The sequence below is a fragment of the Serratia quinivorans genome (assembly GCF_946227985.1).
In the GTDB taxonomy this organism is placed as follows: Bacteria; Pseudomonadota; Gammaproteobacteria; order Enterobacterales; family Enterobacteriaceae; genus Serratia; species Serratia quinivorans_A.
Genome location: NZ_CAMKGL010000004.1, coordinates 154848 through 174335 on the forward strand (window position 1 = coordinate 154848; position 19488 = coordinate 174335).

Genomic DNA, 19488 nt, shown 5'->3' on the forward strand with positions numbered 1-19488 from the left:
CATGCCGTCTTACGATGTATGCATGGGGTGAATAGCTATTGCCCGCCATATTAAAATAAATCGGGATTAGCAGACGTTTGATACGGGTGCCGCGGCCCTCTCGCCCGGTAACAAGACTTACTTAAAGAATCGAGCCGACAATATATGCCTTTTACACTTGGTCAACGCTGGATCAGCGACACGGAAAGCGAATTAGGACTGGGAACCGTCGTGGCGCTGGATACGCGCATGATTACCCTGCTTTTCCCCGCCACCGGCGAAAACCGCCTCTATGCCAGAAATGACTCGCCAATCACCCGCGTGATGTTCAACCCGGGCGACACCATCAGCAACCACGAAGGCTGGGAGCTGCAGGTGGAAGAGGTCAAAGAGGAAAACGGCCTGCTGACCTATATTGGCACCCGCCTGGATACCCAGGAAAGCGGTGTGGCAATGCGTGAAGTGCTGCTGGACAGCAAACTGACCTTCAGCAAGCCGCAGGACCGTCTGTTTGCCGGCCAGATCGACCGTATGGACCGTTTCGCCCTGCGTTTCCGTGCGCGCAAATACCAGAGCGAGCAGTATCGTCTGCCGTTTGCCGGCCTGCGCGGCATGCGTGCCAGCCTGATCCCGCACCAGTTACACATCGCCTATGAAGTCGGCCAGCGCCATGCGCCGCGCGTGCTGTTGGCAGATGAGGTGGGTTTGGGTAAAACCATCGAAGCCGGGATGATCATTCACCAGCAATTGCTGGCAGGCCGCGCCGAGCGCGTACTGATCGTGGTGCCGGAAACCCTGCAGCACCAGTGGCTGGTCGAAATGATGCGCCGCTTCAACCTGTATTTCTCGCTGTTCGACGACAGCCGTTACTCCGAAGCCAAGCTCGACAGCAGCAACCCGTTTGAAACCGAACAGCTGGTGATCTGCTCGCTGGACTTCGTCCGTCGCAACAAGCTGCGTCTGGAAGAACTGGCCGACGCCCAGTGGGACCTGCTGGTGGTCGATGAAGCCCACCACCTGGCCTGGAGCGAAGAGGCGCCAAGCCGCGAGTATCAGGTCATCGAGCAACTGGCTGAGCACATTCCCGGCGTGCTGCTGCTGACCGCCACCCCGGAACAGCTCGGCCAGCAAAGCCACTTCGCCCGCTTGCGCCTGCTGGATCCGAACCGTTTCCACGATTACCAGGATTTTGTCGCCGAACAGCAAAAATATCGCCCGGTGGCCGATGCCGTCACCCTGCTGCTGAGCGGTGAACGCCTGGCCGATGACAAACTGAACCTGCTGGGCGAACTGATCGACGAGCAGGATATCGAACCGCTGCTGAAAGCGGCCAACAGCGACAGCGAAAACAGTGAGCAGGCGCGTCAGGAACTGGTCACCATGTTGATGGACCGCCACGGCACCAGCCGCGTGCTGTTCCGTAACACCCGTAACGGCGTCAAAGGCTTCCCGCACCGTTTCCTGCACCAGATCAAGCTGCCGCTGCCGACCCAGTACCAGACCGCGATTAAAGTGTCCGGTATCATGGGCGCGAAGAAAAGCGTTGAGGCGCGCGCGCGCGATATGCTGTACCCGGAGCAAATTTATCAGGAATTCGAAGGCGAGAACGCCACCTGGTGGAACTTCGATCCGCGCGTTGAATGGTTGCTGAACTACCTGGTGGCCAACCGCCACGAGAAAGTACTGGTGATCTGCGCCCACGCCGCCACCGCGCTGCAGCTTGAACAAGTGCTGCGTGAACGTGAAGCGATCCGCGCCGCGGTCTTCCACGAAGGCCTGTCCATTATCGAACGCGACCGTGCTGCCGCTTACTTCGCCTCAGAAGAAGATGGTGCCCAGGTGCTGCTGTGCTCGGAAATTGGCTCAGAAGGCCGCAACTTCCAGTTCGCCAGCCACCTGGTGATGTTCGATCTGCCGTTCAACCCGGATCTGCTGGAACAACGTATCGGCCGTCTGGACCGTATCGGCCAGATGCATGACATTCAGATTATGGTGCCTTATCTGGAAAACACCGCTCAGGCGGTGCTGGGCCGTTGGTTCCACGAAGGGCTGGATGCCTTCGAGCATACCTGCCCGACCGGCCGTACCATTTATGACAGCGGCTACGAGCAACTGATTGGTTTCCTGGCGGCACCGACCGAGCAGGAAGGGCTGGATGAGTTCATTCACCACTGCCGTCAGCAGCACGACCACCTGAAAGTGCAACTGGAGCAGGGCCGTGACCGCCTGTTGGAAATGCACTCCAACGGCGGCGAGAAAGCGCAAGCGCTGGCTGAGGCCATCGCCAACCAGGACAACGACGTCAATCTGGTGGGCTTTGCGCTTAACCTGTTCGATATCGTCGGCATCAACCAGGACGACCGCAGCGACAACCTGATTGTTCTGACGCCATCCGACCACATGCTGGTACCGGACTTCCCGGGCCTGCCGCAGGACGGCTGCACCGTGACCTTCGATCGCGAGCAGGCACTGTCGCGTGAAGATGCACAGTTCGTCAGTTGGGAACACCCGATTATTCGCAACGGCCTGGATCTGATCCTGTCCGGCGATACCGGCAGCTGTGCGGTTTCCCTGTTGAAAAACAAAGCGCTGCCGGTCGGTACCCTGCTGGTCGAACTGGTCTACGTGGTAGAAGCACAGGCGCCGAAGCACCTGCAACTGACCCGCTTCCTGCCACCGACGCCAATCCGTATGCTGATGGACCGCAAAGGGACCAATCTGGCCGCACAGGTTGAATTCGAAAGCTTTAACCGTCAGTTGAACGCGGTTAACCGCCATACCTCCAGCAAACTGGTCAATGCGGTGCAACAGGATGTGCATGCCATGCTGCAACAGGCCGAAAGCCTGGTTGAAGAGCAGGCTCGCGCATTGATAGAGCAGGCGAAACAGGAAGCGGATGACAAACTCAGCACCGAGTTGGCGCGTCTGGAAGCCCTGAAGGCGGTCAACCCGAACATCCGTGATGACGAAGTCGAAGCGCTGGAGTTCAATCGCAAGCAGGTGCTGGTTAACCTGAATGAAGCAGGATGGCGTCTGGATGCTATCCGTCTGGTGGTGGTAACTCACCAGTAACCTGCGCTACGTCCCCTTAGACTGCTGAAAGAGCCCGTTATTAGGGAAAGCGTGCCGAAGGGGTCGTAGCGGCTTGTCCGCCGACCAATTTGCCGGGAGCAAATTGGAACGACTTCCAGTCGGCCCGCAGGGTGGGACACACGGATGTGTCCCATAATGGCCCCACGGTGCGCTAGGCCCGGGTATCTCGGGTTCAAAGACAACTTTGTCATCAAACTCCGGGGGAACTTCGGTTCCCCTGTTGTCACTTTCAGCGGAGCCAATTAGATGGAACCCTACAATCCCCCGCAAGGCCCGATGCATATTCTGTATCAGGATGAGCACATTATGGTGGTCAACAAACCGAGTGGTCTGTTGTCGGTACCCGGCCGCGCACCGGAAAATAAAGACAGCCTGATGACGCGCATCCTGGCGGATCACCCGGCGGCAGAATCGGTGCATCGCCTGGATATGGCGACCAGCGGTGTGATTGTGGTGGCGCTGAACAAGGCGGCTGAGCGTGAGCTAAAGCGCCAGTTCCGCGATCGCGAGCCGAAGAAGTCTTATATCGCCCGCGTATCGGACCATCTGGAGCACGATGAAGGCCTGGTAGATTTACCGCTGATTTGTGACTGGCCGAACCGGCCGTTGCAGAAGGTGTGTTTCGAAACGGGCAAAGCGGCGCAAACCGAGTATCTGGTGCTGTCACGCGACGCCGATGGCAGCACGCGGGTAAAACTCATGCCGATTACCGGCCGCTCGCATCAGTTACGCGTGCATATGCTGGCGCTGGGCCACCCGATCCTCGGTGACGGTTTCTACGCCCCGCCAGAAGTCAAAGCCATGGCGCCCAGGTTACAGCTGCATGCCCAGGAACTGCGTATTACCCACCCGGCGTTCAAGACACCCATGCACTTTCGCGTCGAGCCGGATTTCTAACTTCACTGTGCAGCTATACCCTAAATAATTCGAGTTGCAGGAAGGCGGCAACTAAGCGCAACCCCGGGAGCGTACAAAAGTACGTGACCGGGGTAAGCGCAGGCAGCCAACGCCCCTGCGGCTCGAAGTATGACGGGTAGAGTTATTTGAAGCCTTTCTCGCGCTTGATCAGGTCGTACGCTGCCTGAATTTCCTGCGCTTTCTGCTTGGCCATTTCCATCATTTGCGGCGGCAAACCTTTTGCCACCAGCTTGTCCGGATGGTGCTCGCTCATCAGCTTGCGGTAAGCGCGCTTGATGGTGGTGGCATCGTCACTACTGCTGACACCCAGCACTTTGCAAGCATCGTCCAGCGTAGGCCCACGTTGCGCCTGCTGGAAACCGCCGTGCGAATAACCGCCCTGCTGACCGCCGCCAAACTGGCGCCCGCCTTCCATCATGCTGAGGAATTGATCGAACTGCGCACGCGAAATACCCAGCTCTTCAGCAATCACATACAGCACCTGCCGCTCGTTGGGATGCAGCGAACCGTCGGCGAATGCCGCCTGGATTTGAATTTCCAGAAACATCCGAATCAGGTCAAAACGGCCGAAACAAATGCTGCGGAACTGCTGCAGCGTTTCTCTCAGCGGAAACTGGCTCTGCTTGCCTTCACGAAATGCCTGCTGCGCCGCGGTACGTGCTTCTCCGTGCAGTTGCAGACGATCCATAAACAGGCTGGCGATCTGAATATCCGCCTCGGTAACGCGTCCTTTTGATTTGGTCAGGTGACCCATCACCTGAAAAGTGGTGCGGAAAAACAACGTTTGCCGCGTTTGCTGGCCGGCGAAAAAGCCCCGGCTACGCTTATTGCTGCGCGCAGTGTCAATCATATGACCGACAATCAGCCCCAAAACTACACCCCAGAATCCCGCGCCAGCCCAAATGGCCACGATGACCCCGAGCAGTTTTCCCCAATACTGCATATACTCCTCAATTATCATGCCGAAAGCCGACTGCTCCCTTCCGTCTTAGGTAAGGGTTAAGGCGATTTTTCTCAGGATTTGGATTATCATACCTGTCATTTATCTTTGCGCCTATCGACGACGCAAGTAAACGGCCGGATTTAACACTAGCGCAACGCAGATGAGTAATATAGTCTCTGACCGTTTGCCGGACATGACGCCTCTGATGACGGAACACCAAAACCGCGTATGAAAAAAAGTTTCCCAACACTGCTGGCCACACTGATTTGGACGGCACTCTACAGCCAGCACGCTCTGGCTGACCTTGCTGAGCAATGCATGCTTGGCGTTCCTGTTTATGATAAACCGCTGGTCAGCGGCGATCCCAACAGCCTGCCTGTCACCATTCACGCCGATGACTCCCGCGCGGACTATCCGAAAAGCGCGCTGTTCACCGGTAATGTGAATATTGAACAAGGCAACAGCACCCTGACCGCCAAACAGGTGGAGTTGAACCAGACGCAAAATCCGGGGCAGACCGATCCGGTGCGCACCGTGACCGCTACCGGTGACGTGCACTACAGCGACAATCAGATCAAACTGAAAGGCCCGAAAGCCTGGTCAAACCTGAACAACAAAGATACCGACGTCTATGAGGGTGACTACCAAATGGTAGGCCGTCAGGGGCGTGGCGATGCCGACAAGATGAAGATGCGCGGCGCCAACCGTTACACCATTTTGGAAAACGGCACCTTTACCTCCTGTCTGCCGGGCGACGACAGCTGGAGCGTGGTCGGTACCGAAGTGATCCACGACCGCGAAGAGCAGGTGGCGGAAATCTGGAACGCCCGCTTTAAAATTGGCGGCGTGCCGGTGTTTTACAGCCCGTACCTGCAATTGCCGGTCGGTGATAAACGTCGCTCCGGTTTCCTGATCCCGAATGCAAAATATGGCAGCAGCAATGGCTTTGAATTCATGCTGCCGTATTACTGGAACATTGCGCCGAACTTCGACGCCACCATCACACCGCACTACATGTCCCGACGCGGCCTGCAGTTGCAGAACGAATTCCGCTATCTGGTGCAGCCGGGCCTGGGCCTGATGGAGTTCGACTGGTTGCCGAACGACCAGGAATACAGCAAGGACAACCCTGACGACAGTAAACGTTGGTTGTTCTACTGGAACCACAATGGGGTGATGGACCAGGTGTGGCGCTTCAACGTCGACTACACCAAGGTCAGCGATTCCAAATACTTTACCGATCTGGACTCCAAATACGGTTCCACCACCGACGGTTATGCGACGCAGAAATTCAGCCTCGGCTACGCCATCGATAACTGGGACGCGACGTTAAGCTCCAAGCAGTTCCAGATCTACGACGATACCGATCGCAGCCGTTCAGACTCTTATAAAGTTCAGCCGCAGCTTGATCTGAATTACTATAAAGACGATCTCGGCCCGTTCGATTTCCACATTTACGGCCAGGCGGCCAAGTTTATCAGCGTCAACCCATACAGCCCGGACGCCACTCGTCTGCATATGGAACCGACGCTGAGCCTGCCGCTAACCAACGGCTGGGGCAGTCTGAACACCGAGGCCAAACTGCTGGCGACCCACTATCAGCAGGATATTCCTGACGGTTTTGCCGCCAACTACAAGAGCCGTACCGGTAACAATGCGCCAGGTCTTGAAGACTCGGTCAACCGCGTATTGCCGCAGTTCAAGGTCGACGGCAAGATGGTGTTCGACCGCCCAATGGATTGGTCCGAAGGCTATACCCAGACCCTGGAGCCGCGCATGCAGTACCTGTATGTGCCGTATCGCGACCAGAGCAACATCTACACCTACGACACCACGCTGCTGCAAACCGACTACTCCGGTCTGTTCCGTGACCGCACCTACAGCGGCCTGGATCGCATCGCTTCACAGAACCGTGTTTCAACCGGTTTGACCACGCGAATTTATGATGACGCGCTGGTTGAACGTTTTAACGCTTCCGTGGGTCAAATCTACTACTTCAGCCGTTCCCGTACCGGTGACCAAACCACGGGTTACGATAACAATGATGATACCGGCAGCCTGGCCTGGGCCGGTGACACCTATTGGAAGATTGACGATCGTTGGGGCCTGCGTGGCGGCCTGCAGTATGACACGCGCCTCAATAGCGTTTCATTGGGCAACGGCGTACTGGAATACCGTCAGGATTCTGAACGCGTCCTGCAGTTGAACTACCGTTACGCTACGCCGGAGTATATTGAAACGGCACTGAACACCACGCAGGTTCCGGCCTATCAGGACGGTATTTCGCAGGTGGGCGTCACCGGCAGTTGGCCAATCGCCGATCGTTGGGCAGTCGTTGGGGCTTATTACTACGATACCCGTGCCAAACAGTCCGCCGATCAGTTGCTCGGTGTGAAGTACAACACCTGCTGCTGGGCAGTGACCTTGGGCTATGAGCGTAAGATCACCGACTGGAATGGCAGCAACAATACCAGCGTTTATGACAACAAAGTTTCGTTCAACGTCGAACTGCGTGGCCTGAGCAGCGATCACAGTCTGGGCTCCGCAGAAATGTTGCGTGGCGGTATTCTGCCTTACCAGCGTGCATTTTGATGCTTTGTAACACTTTGAAAACGAGAACTTTAACCCGCATTTGCGGATTACATAATGGGAAATGTATGAAGAACTGGAGAACGCTTATTCTCGGATTGGTGGTTTGTGCCAATACCGCGTTCGCAGCACCCCAAGAAGTGGATAAAGTTGCCGCCGTCGTGGATAACGGCGTGGTTCTTGAGAGCGACGTAAGCACCCTGTTGCAGTCGGTGAAACTCAATGCACAGCAGGCCGGCCAGCAATTGCCGGATGACAAAACGCTTCGTCACCAGATCCTTGAGCGCCTGATTATGGATAACATCCAGCTGCAGATGGCCAAGAAAATGGGGATCAACGTTTCTGACGCCGATCTGGACAAAGCCATCGGCAACATCGCCGCACAGAACAAAATGAGCATCGATCAGATGCGCAGCCGTCTGGCGTATGAAGGCCTGAACTACAACACCTACCGTTCGCAGATCCGCAAGGAAATGCTGATTTCTGAGGTGCGTAACAACGAAGTGCGCCGCCGCGTCACTATCCTGCCGCAGGAAGTGGACTCACTGGCCGCTCAGGTTGGTGCCCAGAACGGTAGCGATACCGAAATGAACATCAGTCACATCCTGATCCCGCTGCCGGAAAACCCGTCGCAGGCGCAGGTAGACGACGCGGAAGCCCTGGCTAAAAAACTGATGGGTGAAATCAACGGCGGCGCCGATTTCGGCAAGCTGGCAATCTCCTACTCTGCCGACTCCCAGGCGCTGAAAGGCGGCAACATGGGCTGGGGCAAGCTGCAGGAGATCCCGACCCTGTTCGCCGAAAGACTGGTTAACGCCAAAAAAGGCGATGTGGTTGGGCCAATCCGTTCCGGCGTCGGCTTCCACATCCTGAAAGTGAATGATATCCGTGGTGCCAACCAGTCAGTGTCGGTTACCGAGGTTCACGCTCGTCACATTCTGCTGAAACCTTCTGTGGTGCTGACCGACGATCAGGCGCGTGCAAAACTGCAAGCCGTTGCTGCAGAAATCAAGAGCGGCCGCGCCAAGTTTGCTGACGAAGCCAAACAGCTTTCTCAGGATCCAGGTTCTGCATTGCAGGGCGGCGATCTGGGCTGGGCTTCTCCAGACATCTACGATCCGGCCTTCCGCGACGCGTTGATGAAGCTGAGCAAAGGCGAAGTCAGCCAACCGGTGCACTCTTCCTTCGGCTGGCACCTGATTCAGTTGCTGGATACGCGTCAGGTAGACAAAACCGATGCGGCGCAGAAAGATCGCGCTTATCGCATGCTGTTCAACCGCAAGTTTGCTGAAGAAGCGCAGACCTGGATGCAGGAACAACGTGCTCAGGCTTACGTGAAGATCCTTGACGGTAATGCACAACAATAATCGTATCGTAATCACCCCCGGCGAGCCTGCCGGGGTTGGGCCGGATTTGGTGGCAGCGCTGGCGCAACAGGATTGGCCTGTTGAACTGGTGGTGTGCGCGGATCCGGCCTTGTTGCTTGAACGCGCCCGGCAGTTAGACCTGCCGCTGCAACTGCGCACCTATCAGCCACAGCAACCTGCTCAGCCGCAGCGCGCGGGTACCTTGACGGTATTGCCGGTCGCTACCGCGCATCCGGTAGTTGCGGGTGAGTTGAACGTAGGTAACAGCGCCTACGTGGTAGAAACTTTGGCGCGTGCCTGCGACGGTTGTCTGAACGGTGAATTCGCCGCGCTGATCACCGGCCCGGTGAACAAGGGCGTCATCAACGACGCCGGCGTGCCGTTCATTGGCCATACCGAATTCTTTGCCGATCGTAGCCATTGCGATCGCGTGGTGATGATGTTGGCGACCGAAGAGCTGCGCGTGGCGCTGGCGACCACCCACCTGCCTTTACTGGCGGTGCCTGGCGCTATCACCCGGCAAAGCCTGCATGAAGTCATCCGCATTCTCGACCACGACCTGAAAACCAAATTTGGCCTCGCCAAACCGCAGATCTACGTCTGCGGCTTGAACCCGCATGCCGGGGAAGGCGGCCATATGGGGCGTGAAGAGATAGATACCATCATCCCGGCGCTCGACGCGCTGCGTGCTGAAGGTATTACTCTTATCGGCCCACTGCCGGCAGACACCCTGTTCCAGCCCAAGTATCTGCAACATGCCGATGCTGTGCTGGCGATGTATCACGATCAGGGTCTGCCGGTGCTAAAATACCAAGGGTTCGGCCGGGCGGTAAATATTACCCTCGGTTTGCCTTTTATCCGTACCTCGGTCGACCACGGTACCGCTTTGGAACTGGCCGGCACCGGCACCGCCGATGCAGGCAGTTTTAAAACGGCCTTGAATCTCGCCATTAAAATGATAATTAATTGTAATGAATAATAAAGTCCACCAAGGGCACTTTGCCCGCAAACGCTTTGGACAGAACTTTTTAACCGATCAGTTTGTCATCGACAGCATTGTCTCCGCCATTCACCCGATGCCGGGTGAAGCGGTGGTTGAAATCGGCCCCGGTCTGGGTGCCCTGACCGAGCCGGTCGGCGCACGAATGGATCGCATGACGGTGATTGAGCTGGACCGCGACCTGGCGGCCCGCCTGGCAAATCATCCACAGCTGAAAGACAAACTGACCATTCACCAGCAAGATGCCATGACGGTGAACTTTGCCGAAATGGCCGAACAGGCTGGCCAGCCGCTGCGCGTGTTTGGTAACCTGCCGTATAACATTTCGACGCCGCTGATGTTCCACCTTTTCAGCTATACTCAGGCCATTCGCGACATGCACTTTATGTTGCAGAAAGAAGTGGTTAACCGCCTGGTTGCCGGTCCGAACAGCAAGGCCTACGGGCGTTTGACCGTAATGGCGCAGTACTACTGCAACGTTATTCCGGTGCTGGAAGTGCCACCGACCTCCTTCACCCCGGCGCCGAAAGTGGATTCCGCCGTGGTACGTCTGGTGCCACACCTGGTGAACCCGAACCCGGTGGGTGACGTGCGGATGCTGAGCCGTATTACCACTCAGGCGTTCAACCAACGCCGGAAAACCGTCCGTAACAGCCTGGGCGACCTGTTTACCCCAGAGCAACTGACGGAGTTGGGTATCGATCCGATACTGAGAGCAGAGAATATTTCTGTGGCGCAATACTGTAAGCTGGCCAACTGGCTTTCAGCCAATCCCGCGCCGCAGCAATAAGGAGTAGTGGTCATGATTGATTCGCCCCGCGTATGTATTCAGGTACAAAGTGTCTATGTGGAATCACAGTCGATACCTGAGGAAGAACGTTACGTCTTCGCTTATACCATCACCATCCGCAACCTGGGGCGTTTCAATGTGCAACTGCTGGGCCGCTACTGGCTGATCACCAACAGCAATGGCCGTCAGACCGAAGTTCAGGGCGAAGGCGTCGTCGGCGAACAGCCGCTCATCCCGCCCGGTGGAGAATTCCAATACACCAGCGGCGCGATCCTGGAAACGCCATTGGGTACCATGGAAGGCCATTACGAAATGGTTGATCATCAGGGTCAGCCGTTCCAGACCGCCATTCCGGTGTTCCGCTTAGCCATTCCAACGCTGATTCACTAATTATGTCGACATATCTTATCGGCGACGTTCATGGCTGTTTTGATGAACTGAAATCGCTATTGGCCCAGGTGGCTTTCGATCCTCAGCATGACCAGCTGTGGCTGACCGGCGATTTGGTCGCCCGCGGCCCCGGTTCACTGGATGTATTGCGCTACGTGCGTTCACTCGGCCCTGCGGTACGCATGGTGTTGGGCAACCACGACCTGCACCTGCTGGCGGTCTACGCCGGCATCAGCCGCAACAAGCCCAAAGACCGTATCACCCCGCTGTTAGAAGCCCCGGACGCCGATGAATTGATCAACTGGCTGCGCCGCCAACCGGTATTGCAGGTGGATGAACAACTCAAACTGGTGATGGCGCATGCCGGTCTCACACCGCAGTGGGACATTGAAACCGCACAACTGTGCGCCCGTGAAGTGGAAGCGGTACTGAGCAGCGACAGCTACCCACTGTTTCTTGATGCCATGTACGGCGATATGCCGAACAACTGGAGCCCGGAACTGAGTGGGCTGGCGCGCTTGCGTTTCAGCACCAATGCCCTGACGCGCATGCGTTACTGCTTCCCGAATGGCCAGCTCGACATGATCTGCAAAGATGCGCCAGGCACCGCGCCTGCGCCGCTCAAACCCTGGTTTGAATTGCCACGATTGGTCGATGCCGACTACACCATTATCTTTGGTCACTGGGCATCACTGGAAGGCAGAGGTACACCGGCAGGCGTTATTGGCCTCGATACCGGCTGCTGCTGGGGAGGCGACCTGACCATGCTGCGCTGGGAAGACCGCCAGTACTTTACCCAACCGGCCAATCGCCGGGATCTGCTGGACGGCGTGCATCAGCAGGCAGCGTCATAATCAAGCCGAGGCGGTCAACGCCGCCCCGCTGTTTTCTGGTTAAGCCCCGATAACCCCACCGTCTTCACGCGTAATCATCAATACTGATGAGCGCGGGCGAGGACTATTGTTCGGGAAATGCGAATCTCCTTCTTCCCCCGGATGCTGAACGTTGACGAACATCGTCTTATAATCCGGCGTGAAGGTAATCCCGGTCAGCTCGCACGACTTTGGCCCGACCATAAAGCGGCGGATCTCGCCACTGAGGGGATCGCCCACCAGCATCTGATTATTCCCCTGCCCGGTATAGTCGCCCTTGTTACTGTATTTACCGTCGGTGAGGATCCACAGACGGCCGGCCTTATCAAAACCCAACCCGTCCGGGCTGTTAAAGGTATTGTCTGCCGTAATGTTTGGCGTACCGCGGTTCACCCCTTCCGGGTGCGCAATCGGGTTGCCGCATAGCGCATAAATATCCCAGGTAAAGGATGCCGCCGTAGCATCGCCACCCTCATCCCAACGGATAATTTGGCCATAGACATTGTTCGGACGTGGGTTAGCCGCGTTCAATGGCATGCCTTCTTCGCCGCGCTTGCTGTTGTTGGTCAGTGTGCAGTAGGCACGACCATCATGCGGATTGACTGCGATCCATTCCGGACGGTCCATTTTGGTGGCGCCCACCTGTGCCGCGGCCTTGCGGGCGAAGATCAGCACTTCGCCCTCATCACGGAAACCGTTTTCCGGCGTCAGGCCATTTTTGCCGAACTCCAGGGCAACCCAGCGCCCGGTGCCTTTCAACGGCGTGCCGGCAGCATCTCCGTCAAACTGCGCCACATACAGCGTGCCCTCGTCCAGCAGGCTGCGGTTGTTAGCCGGGTTAGCCACGTCGACCACGCCTTTGGAAACATACTTGTAGATGTGCTCACCACGCTCATCGTCGCCCATGTAAACCACCAGGCGACCATCCTTGGCAACGGTTACCGCAGCATTTTCATGTTTGAAGCGGCCCAACGCCGTGTGTTTGATTGGCGTCGAGGTCGGATTCATCGGGTCGATTTCGACGATCCAGCCGTGGCGGTTAAATTCATTCGGGTTCTTCGCCACGTCAAAACGCTCGTCGTAATCCGGCCAGTTGCGTTCCGGTTCGCTGACTTTTAGCGTATAGCGCTTTTGATCCGCCGTGGTCTTATAGTCGGCCTGATGGGTGCCAAAATAGGTATCGAAGTTCTCTTCACAGGTCAGGTAAGTGCCCCAGGGCGTTTTACCGTTGGCGCAGTTGCCGAAGGTGCCCAGCACTTTGCGCCCGGTCGGGTCGGCTGCCGTTTGCAGCAATACATGGCCGGCGGCTGGGCCGCTGAACTGCATCTCGGTGTTGGCCGTGATACGGCGGTTATAGCGCGAAGGACGTTCGACTTCCCATCGCTGGCTGTCACCGGCGCGTTTTACCGCCACGATGGAAACACCGTGCGCGGCCTGCGATTTACGCACATCTTCCAGACTGGTGGCCTTGCTGCCGCCATGGGCAAACAGATACTGCTCGTTAACATATTCGTTGTTGATGGCCATTACGCCGTGATTATCATCAATCGGGAAGAAGCTCATGCCATCGTTATTGTCGCCGAACTGCTTTTCCTGGTCGGCGGCACTGTTGTTGCCCTGCGGGTCAAAAGCGGCAGCGCCCTCTACCAGTGGCTCACCCCAGGAGATCAGCACCTCGGCGCGGTACCCCGGTGCAATCACCACCTCATCTGCCGTTGAGGCCGCAATGCCTTTGAAACCCAGCAGCTTGTTCGGCGGTAGATCCTCGGCCAGCGCTTCGGCGGAAACCGTCCAGATACCACCGCCGAGGAAACCGGCCAGGCCTACGGCTCCGGCACTGCCCAACAGCAGTTTACGACGGGTGGGATCGGTCAGGCGGTCGGCATCTAATTGCTCAATTTTGCTCGTCATTGCTTTGCTTCCTTTTTTAAATGGCGCCGCAGTCAAGATTCACCAGAGTTGCCGGGCGCTCAGAGTTGGGCTTCATACTAATCAGGAAGTGTGACGAAAATGTTACAATCAGAAGCTGGCGCAGGTTTGCCGCAGAAACGACAAAGGGCGCAAGAAATTGCGCCCTCAGGAAGAACAACTAACGCCCGGAAATTAACGGTGTTCTAAAATCTCGAAGCAATAGCTGTGAGAATTCACTTCGTCAGCATCGTGGAATTCGCTGAACGACGTTTCCCATTCATCCGGCTCATAGTCCGGGAAATGGGCGTCGCCACCGACTTCGGCATCGATATGCGTCAGATACATGCGATTGGCACGTGCCAGGAATTGGCTGTAGATACGCCCACCGCCGATCACCATCACTTCTTCCACATCCCCGGCAGCGGCCAGCGCTTCGTCGATAGACGTGGCCCAGGTCACCCCGGCATCGGTGCCGGCGCGGCTGCTTAACACGATGTTATGGCGGCCCGGCAACGGACGACCAATCGACTCGAAAGTTTTACGGCCCATAATCACCGGTTTATTCAGCGTGTTACGTTTAAACCACGCTAAGTCCGCCGGCAGGTGCCACGGCATGGCGTTTTCCATGCCAATAACGCGATCCGCCGCCAAGGCAGCGATCAGGCTGATAATCATTGTTAAACCCTGTGTAGGCAGCAAAATTGCTCACACTATACGTAAAGCCCCAACTGGCGTCGATAGGCTAATCAAGCAATATGAATATATAAGATAGCTCTTATCAGTATATCTAATACTCAATTTTTCCGGCTGGTCATGCTTAAACGCCAGGGCGTTTCCGGTACAGCCACAGCCCGGGTAACGACAGCCCGATCGATAACGCACCGACGATAAAACAGGCTTTGAGAAAGTTGCTCATCAAGGTGGCCATCAGCGCCTCGCTGTACCCCAGATGCGAAATTTCCACCACCGAGATCATCGCGGTATAGGCCGAGATACCCGGGAACATCGGGATCACCGCCGCCACGGTAAACACCTTCGGGTGCGCCAACAGCCAGCGCGACCAGTAAATGCCGATCATGCCGATCAAAATCGCCGCCAAAAACGTGGCCCATTCGATGTTCATTCCTGCGTGCATCAGCAGCATACGTGAACCGTGGCCTACTGCGCCAAGCAACGCACAATAACGCAGCGCGCGCACCGGGACGTTGAATACCATGGCAAAACCCAGCGCCGGTACCGCCGCCAGCAGCATGTCCTGCAGCAAATCCCAAAGCAGATTCATGACCACCCCCGCAGATCCCACAGCGACATTGCCATCACCACGCCAATGCAGGTCGCCAGCGTCAACAGGCTGGCCATCGCCCAACGCGCCAACCCGGTATTGATGTGACCTTTGAACATGTCCGCCACTGCGTTAATCAGCGGGAACCCCGGCACCAGCAGCAACACGCTGGCAGCCATCGCCACCGTAGAGGTTTGGCTGAACACCGGCAGCCGGAGCAACAAACCGGAAACCGAGGTGGCGACAAACGCTGTCAGGCAAAAATTGATCAGCGGATTCATGTGGCGGGCCGTCAGCATTTGGCGTACCGACATGGCCAGGCCGCTGGCGATAAAGGTCACGGCAAAGGCTTTTTGATCGCCACCGTTGAGCATGCTGAAGCAACCGCAAGACAGTGCCACCATCAACACCACCAGCCAGCGCGGATAGCGTAACGGACGGATTTTTTGCAGGCGGCGGGCCACGTCGTGTGCGTCCGCCAGCCGGTGCTCCGCCAAAATAACGATATGCTGCACCTCGGTCACCATCTGCATATTGATGCCGCGATCGACGTTCTTGCGCGTCGTGGTCAGGCATTCACCGTGACTGAGGGTAGTCAACACCACCGCGTTGGCCGATATCGAACTTTCCACGCTGTCCATGCCTAACGCCAGCCCCAGCCGGGTCGACAATTGCTCCACCACCATGCTTTCCGCCCCGTGCTGTAACAACAGCAAGGCGCATTGAATACACAGGCGGGTGATTTCACGCTGTTGCCGCTGCGGCGGCGGCAGGTCGGTGGTGGTCGGCTGCTGCATGGGGGCCTCTGGCTCATCAAAATAAAGTTCATCTTATTGCCAAACATTACCTCATTTGGTTGATGCGCATCAGGAGAAGCGGCGTTATTATCAGCGCAATTAGGCCTTTTGTGCAGAGAGTCAAATCATGCTTGAAACTTCGCTGTTCGTTGCCGGTATTGCCACCCTGGGGATGCTGTCGCCCGGCCCGGATTTTTTCATGGTGATCAAGAATGCCGCCCGCTATCCGCGGTTGGCTGCCATGATGACCGCTCTAGGCGTGATCTGCGGCGTCGCAACCCATATGTCTTACTGCGTTGCCGGGCTGGCGGTGGTGATCACCACCACGCCATGGCTGTTCAACGTGCTGAAATACGCCGGTGCGGCCTATCTGGTCTGGATTGGTATTCAGGCGCTGTTGTCACGCGGTGGCGGCAAAATGAACGTCAGCAATTTACCGCAGCAGCAGGTGAGCCTGAGAAGTGCCTTTGTGCAAGGCTATCTGTGTAATCTGCTCAATCCGAAGGCCACGCTGTTCTTCCTGGCGGTATTCACTCAGGTATTGCAGATCGACTCTGGATTGGGTGAAAAGCTGTGGTACGCGGGGATTATCCTTGGCCTGTCCGTCCTGTGGTGGCCAGCGCTGGTGTTCCTGATCCAAAGTGGCCCGGTGCGTCGCGGGCTGGAAAAGACCCAGAAGATAGTGGATAAATTATTGGGCGGCATGTTGATTGCCCTGGGCATCAAGGTCGCACTGAGCTAACCCTTCCCGAGTGAGGCGCAGCACCGTGCTGCGCCCACAGACTACTGATAAAGCCAGTTATTAGGGAGAGCGTGCCGATGGGGTCGTAGCGGCCTTGGCCGCCGACCAATTTGCCGGGAGCAAATTAGAACGACTTCCAGTCGGCCCGTAGGGTGGGGCACATGGATGTGTCCCATAATGGCCCCACGGTGCGCTAGGCCCGGGTATCTCAAGCTAACAAACAACTTTCAATGTTTACCCCTTGGCTTCTACCACCTCATCCTCTGGGGCCTTGCCGTCAATACTGCCCCGCCAGCCGCTCTGCTGGACCCGTGCCAGCCGATTCTGATCCTGCTCGATAGCCGCGCTGAGCATCTCTTTGGCCCGTTGCAGACCGGCGAGACGGAATTCGGTATCCTGATAATTCTCCAGCGTTTCCTCGAGCATTTTCAGGTTGTAGCGCCGGAAGGTATCGGCTTTTTCGCGCGCCTCGTAGGCATCCAGCCCCAACAGTTCCAGCGTTTCACGGCCAACGCGCAGCGAGCTTTCAAAGGTTTCACGCTCCGGTTTTTCCACCCCTAATTGACGCAACTGATACCAGTGATCGACGTCACGAGCTCGCGCCACCACCTTCAGGTGCGGGAAGTGCCGCTTGGCCAGTTCGGTCAATTGCAGATTGGCCTCGACATCATCGATAGCATTGATCAATACCTTGGCATGCTCGGCGCCTGCGGCCTCCAGCAGATCGGCGCGGGTGGCATCGCCATAAAACACCTTGGTATCGAACTTACGCAGCGTTTCAATATGGTCCGGGTCGTGATCCAACACCACGGTATGGACACCATTGGCCAACAGCAAACGGCCGGCGATCTGGCCGAAACGGCCAAAGCCGGCAATGATAACGCTGGCATTCTCATCATCAATTTCATCCGCCGGTCGTTCATCTTTCGGCGCGTTTTTCTCAATCCTTGCCGCCACCACCAGCAACAACGGCGTCACCGCCATCGACAAGGCCACCGCCAGCGTCAAAGATTTTGCCCACTCCGGCGGCAATACCCCGGCCAACTGTGCGGCCCCGAAGATAACAAAGGCAAACTCACTGCCCTGACCTAACAAAATGGCAAACATCCCGCGCTGACGCTTCGGCACGCCGAGCCAGGGAGCAATCAACCACAACAGCGCCGCCTTGATCAGCATAAAGCCCAGCAGCAGTGAGGCAATCAACAGCGGATGATGGAACAAGGTACCGAAGTCGATCGACATGCCGACACCGATAAAGAACAGCCCGAGCAGCAGGCCCTTAAACGGCTGAATATCACTTTCCAACGCATGGCGGTATTCAGAACTCGCCAACATCACCCCGGCAAGGAAAGCCCCCATCGCCATCGACAGCCCGGCCATTTCCAGCAGAATGCCAAAACCGAACACCAGGAACAGCGCCACGGCGCTAAAGACTTCACGCATGCCGGAGCGGGCGACAAAGTGCAGCAGCGGCCGGGTCACATAGCGGCCGAGCAGCACCACAATCACCAGCGCGCCGACGACCTTGGCCGCCGACAGGGCGAAGGTCGCTAACGTGGTGACGGCGCCGCTGCTGGCCAACAATGGGATCATCGCTACCAGCGGGATCGCCGCGATATCCTGGAATAACAGGGCGGCAAAGGCGCTGCGACCTATCGGTGACGGCGTCAGGTTACGTTCACTCATTGCCTGCATGGCTATCGCCGTAGAGGACAACGCCAGCGTCAGGCCAATCAGCAGCGCCACCTTCCAGTCCAGCCCAAGGAAATAGCAAAAGGCGCTCAATGCCAGCCCACAAGCGGCCATCTGGATAATACCGCCGCCAAACACCGAAGCACGCAAAGTCCACAGCCGCTTCGGATCCAGCTCCAGCCCGATGATAAACAGCATCAGCACCACGCCAATTTCGGCAAAGGTGAGGATCGACTCGGCATCAGAGACCAGTTTCAGCCCCCAAGGGCCGATAATGCAGCCGGCTATCAGATAACCCAGTACCGACCCCAAGCCCAGCCGCACCGCTATTGGTACGAACAGCGCGGCCGATCCCAGATAGATCAGCCCCTCAATCATCATATGGTGATTATCCATGCTCGACTCCCTGCTCCGCCGGTTCACTGTGTTCCATCAGGTAGTCTACCAGCCGCCGCCGGTAGGCCTCACCGGCGGCAATCAGCGCCGGTTCATTGCAGGTAAAGGTGTTATGCACGGCAAAATAGGGCTGCCAGTTCATCCCGCAATACAGCGCCGTGGCCTGCAGCGGCTGCCCCAGAGCGGCAAAGTTGGGGTAATCACCCAGTTCGAAATGGTGCTCATCCCCCCCGCTGGTTACTGCCCACAGGACATCTTTGCCCACCAGGGCATCGCCTTCATGGCCATAGGCCCAACCGTGCTCCAGCACCTTGTCGATCCACAGTTTCAGCAACGGCGGTTGGCTGTACCACTGCATCGGATGCTGCAGCACCACCAGATCGGCACGCTCCAGCGCGCGCTGTTCGGCATTGATATCAATATTGAAATCGGGATACAGCTCATACAACGAACGGACTTCCACCTCGGGAAGATCCTTGACCGCCTGTAACAGACGGTGGTTGGCATGGGAATGCCGGGGGTAAGGATGGGCGTAAATTATCAGGATCATGGTTGTCGTCGTTCCTTCGTTCCTTGCCAATATATCAAGCATATACCAATCACACAGAGTGACAGTTTGCTGAATGATTGATAGCGGAAATTTCTAATTCACGACAACAAATTCACTGAACGAGTTAAAAAAATAAGGGCGCTGCAACTGCAGCGCCCTGGGACTTACGGCATCATC

General features: G+C 56.9%; 16 protein-coding genes. 9 read left to right on the forward strand and 7 right to left on the reverse strand.

All coding sequences use genetic code 11. From position 1 onward, the window contains the following. The first annotated feature begins 144 nt into the window (after window positions 1-144). Window positions 145-3051: an RNA polymerase-associated protein RapA gene (gene rapA / locus OCH02_RS13800; protein ID WP_261431715.1), complete on the forward strand. Its 2907-nt coding sequence runs from the start codon at window positions 145-147 to the stop codon at window positions 3049-3051. Between the two features lie 267 nt (window positions 3052-3318). Beyond that, window positions 3319-3969 carry a bifunctional tRNA pseudouridine(32) synthase/23S rRNA pseudouridine(746) synthase RluA gene (rluA, locus tag OCH02_RS13805; RefSeq protein WP_261431716.1) on the forward strand — a complete coding sequence of 217 codons (651 nt, stop codon included), beginning with the start codon at window positions 3319-3321 and terminating at the stop codon, window positions 3967-3969. Window positions 3970-4111: 142 nt separating this feature from the next. Here rluA and djlA read toward each other — a convergent pair whose 3' ends face one another. Continuing rightward, a complete protein-coding gene (gene djlA, locus OCH02_RS13810) occupies window positions 4112-4933 on the reverse strand; it encodes a co-chaperone DjlA (protein WP_112347999.1) in 822 nt (273 codons plus the stop codon). A gap of 228 nt (window positions 4934-5161) precedes the next feature. Here djlA and lptD point away from each other — a divergent pair, with 228 nt between their 5' ends. The 6 genes from lptD (at window position 5162) to apaH (ending at window position 11923) form a co-directional block, all read left to right on the forward strand. Beyond that, on the forward strand, window positions 5162-7525 hold the full coding sequence (lptD, locus tag OCH02_RS13815; protein WP_261431717.1) for an LPS assembly protein LptD: 2364 nt from the start codon (window positions 5162-5164) through the stop codon (window positions 7523-7525). Between the two features lie 65 nt (window positions 7526-7590). Beyond that, complete coding sequence (gene surA, locus OCH02_RS13820; RefSeq protein ID WP_261431718.1) at window positions 7591-8889, forward strand: peptidylprolyl isomerase SurA; 1299 nt, start codon at window positions 7591-7593, stop codon at window positions 8887-8889. Beyond that, complete coding sequence (gene pdxA, locus OCH02_RS13825; protein WP_261431719.1) at window positions 8876-9868, forward strand: 4-hydroxythreonine-4-phosphate dehydrogenase PdxA; 993 nt, start codon at window positions 8876-8878, stop codon at window positions 9866-9868. The genes surA and pdxA overlap by 14 nt, the downstream gene beginning before the upstream one ends. After that, window positions 9861-10679: a 16S rRNA (adenine(1518)-N(6)/adenine(1519)-N(6))-dimethyltransferase RsmA gene (rsmA, locus tag OCH02_RS13830; RefSeq protein ID WP_012005175.1), complete on the forward strand. Its 819-nt coding sequence runs from the start codon at window positions 9861-9863 to the stop codon at window positions 10677-10679. The genes pdxA and rsmA overlap by 8 nt, the downstream gene beginning before the upstream one ends. Before the next feature lie 12 nt (window positions 10680-10691). Further along, entirely contained in the window at window positions 10692-11069 is a 378-nt protein-coding gene (apaG, locus tag OCH02_RS13835) for a Co2+/Mg2+ efflux protein ApaG (protein ID WP_012005174.1), read from the forward strand. Window positions 11070-11071: 2 nt separating this feature from the next. Continuing rightward, a complete protein-coding gene (apaH, locus tag OCH02_RS13840; RefSeq protein WP_261431721.1) occupies window positions 11072-11923 on the forward strand; it encodes a bis(5'-nucleosyl)-tetraphosphatase (symmetrical) ApaH in 852 nt (283 codons plus the stop codon). A gap of 39 nt (window positions 11924-11962) precedes the next feature. Here the strand turns inward: apaH and OCH02_RS13845 are convergent, their stop codons facing one another. The 4 genes from OCH02_RS13845 to OCH02_RS13860 form a co-directional block, all read right to left on the reverse strand. Next, a complete protein-coding gene (locus OCH02_RS13845; RefSeq protein ID WP_261431722.1) occupies window positions 11963-13852 on the reverse strand; it encodes a PhoX family protein in 1890 nt (629 codons plus the stop codon). A 192-nt stretch (window positions 13853-14044) separates the two neighbouring features. Continuing rightward, on the reverse strand, window positions 14045-14527 hold the full coding sequence (gene folA / locus OCH02_RS13850; RefSeq protein WP_012005171.1) for a type 3 dihydrofolate reductase: 483 nt from the start codon (window positions 14525-14527) through the stop codon (window positions 14045-14047). Between the two features lie 142 nt (window positions 14528-14669). Further along, window positions 14670-15134, reverse strand: coding sequence for a threonine/serine exporter (locus tag OCH02_RS13855; protein ID WP_261431724.1), 465 nt, complete (start codon window positions 15132-15134; stop codon window positions 14670-14672). Continuing rightward, window positions 15131-15931, reverse strand: a complete 801-nt coding sequence (locus OCH02_RS13860; RefSeq protein WP_153860865.1) for a threonine/serine exporter ThrE family protein — start codon at window positions 15929-15931, stop codon at window positions 15131-15133. The genes OCH02_RS13855 and OCH02_RS13860 overlap by 4 nt, the downstream gene beginning before the upstream one ends. A gap of 127 nt (window positions 15932-16058) precedes the next feature. Between OCH02_RS13860 and OCH02_RS13865 the strand changes: the two genes are divergently transcribed. Further along, window positions 16059-16673 (forward strand): LysE family translocator, encoded by a 615-nt coding sequence (locus OCH02_RS13865; RefSeq protein ID WP_261431726.1) that lies wholly within the window; start codon window positions 16059-16061, stop codon window positions 16671-16673. Window positions 16674-16907: 234 nt separating this feature from the next. Here the strand turns inward: OCH02_RS13865 and kefC are convergent, their stop codons facing one another. Together kefC and kefF are read right to left on the reverse strand one after the other, a co-directional pair. Then, window positions 16908-18761, reverse strand: a complete 1854-nt coding sequence (gene kefC / locus OCH02_RS13870) for a glutathione-regulated potassium-efflux system protein KefC (protein ID WP_261431727.1) — start codon at window positions 18759-18761, stop codon at window positions 16908-16910. Continuing rightward, window positions 18754-19311 carry a glutathione-regulated potassium-efflux system oxidoreductase KefF gene (gene kefF, locus OCH02_RS13875; protein WP_261431728.1) on the reverse strand — a complete coding sequence of 186 codons (558 nt, stop codon included), beginning with the start codon at window positions 19309-19311 and terminating at the stop codon, window positions 18754-18756. The genes kefC and kefF overlap by 8 nt, the downstream gene beginning before the upstream one ends. Between the last annotated feature and the right edge of the window lie 177 nt (window positions 19312-19488).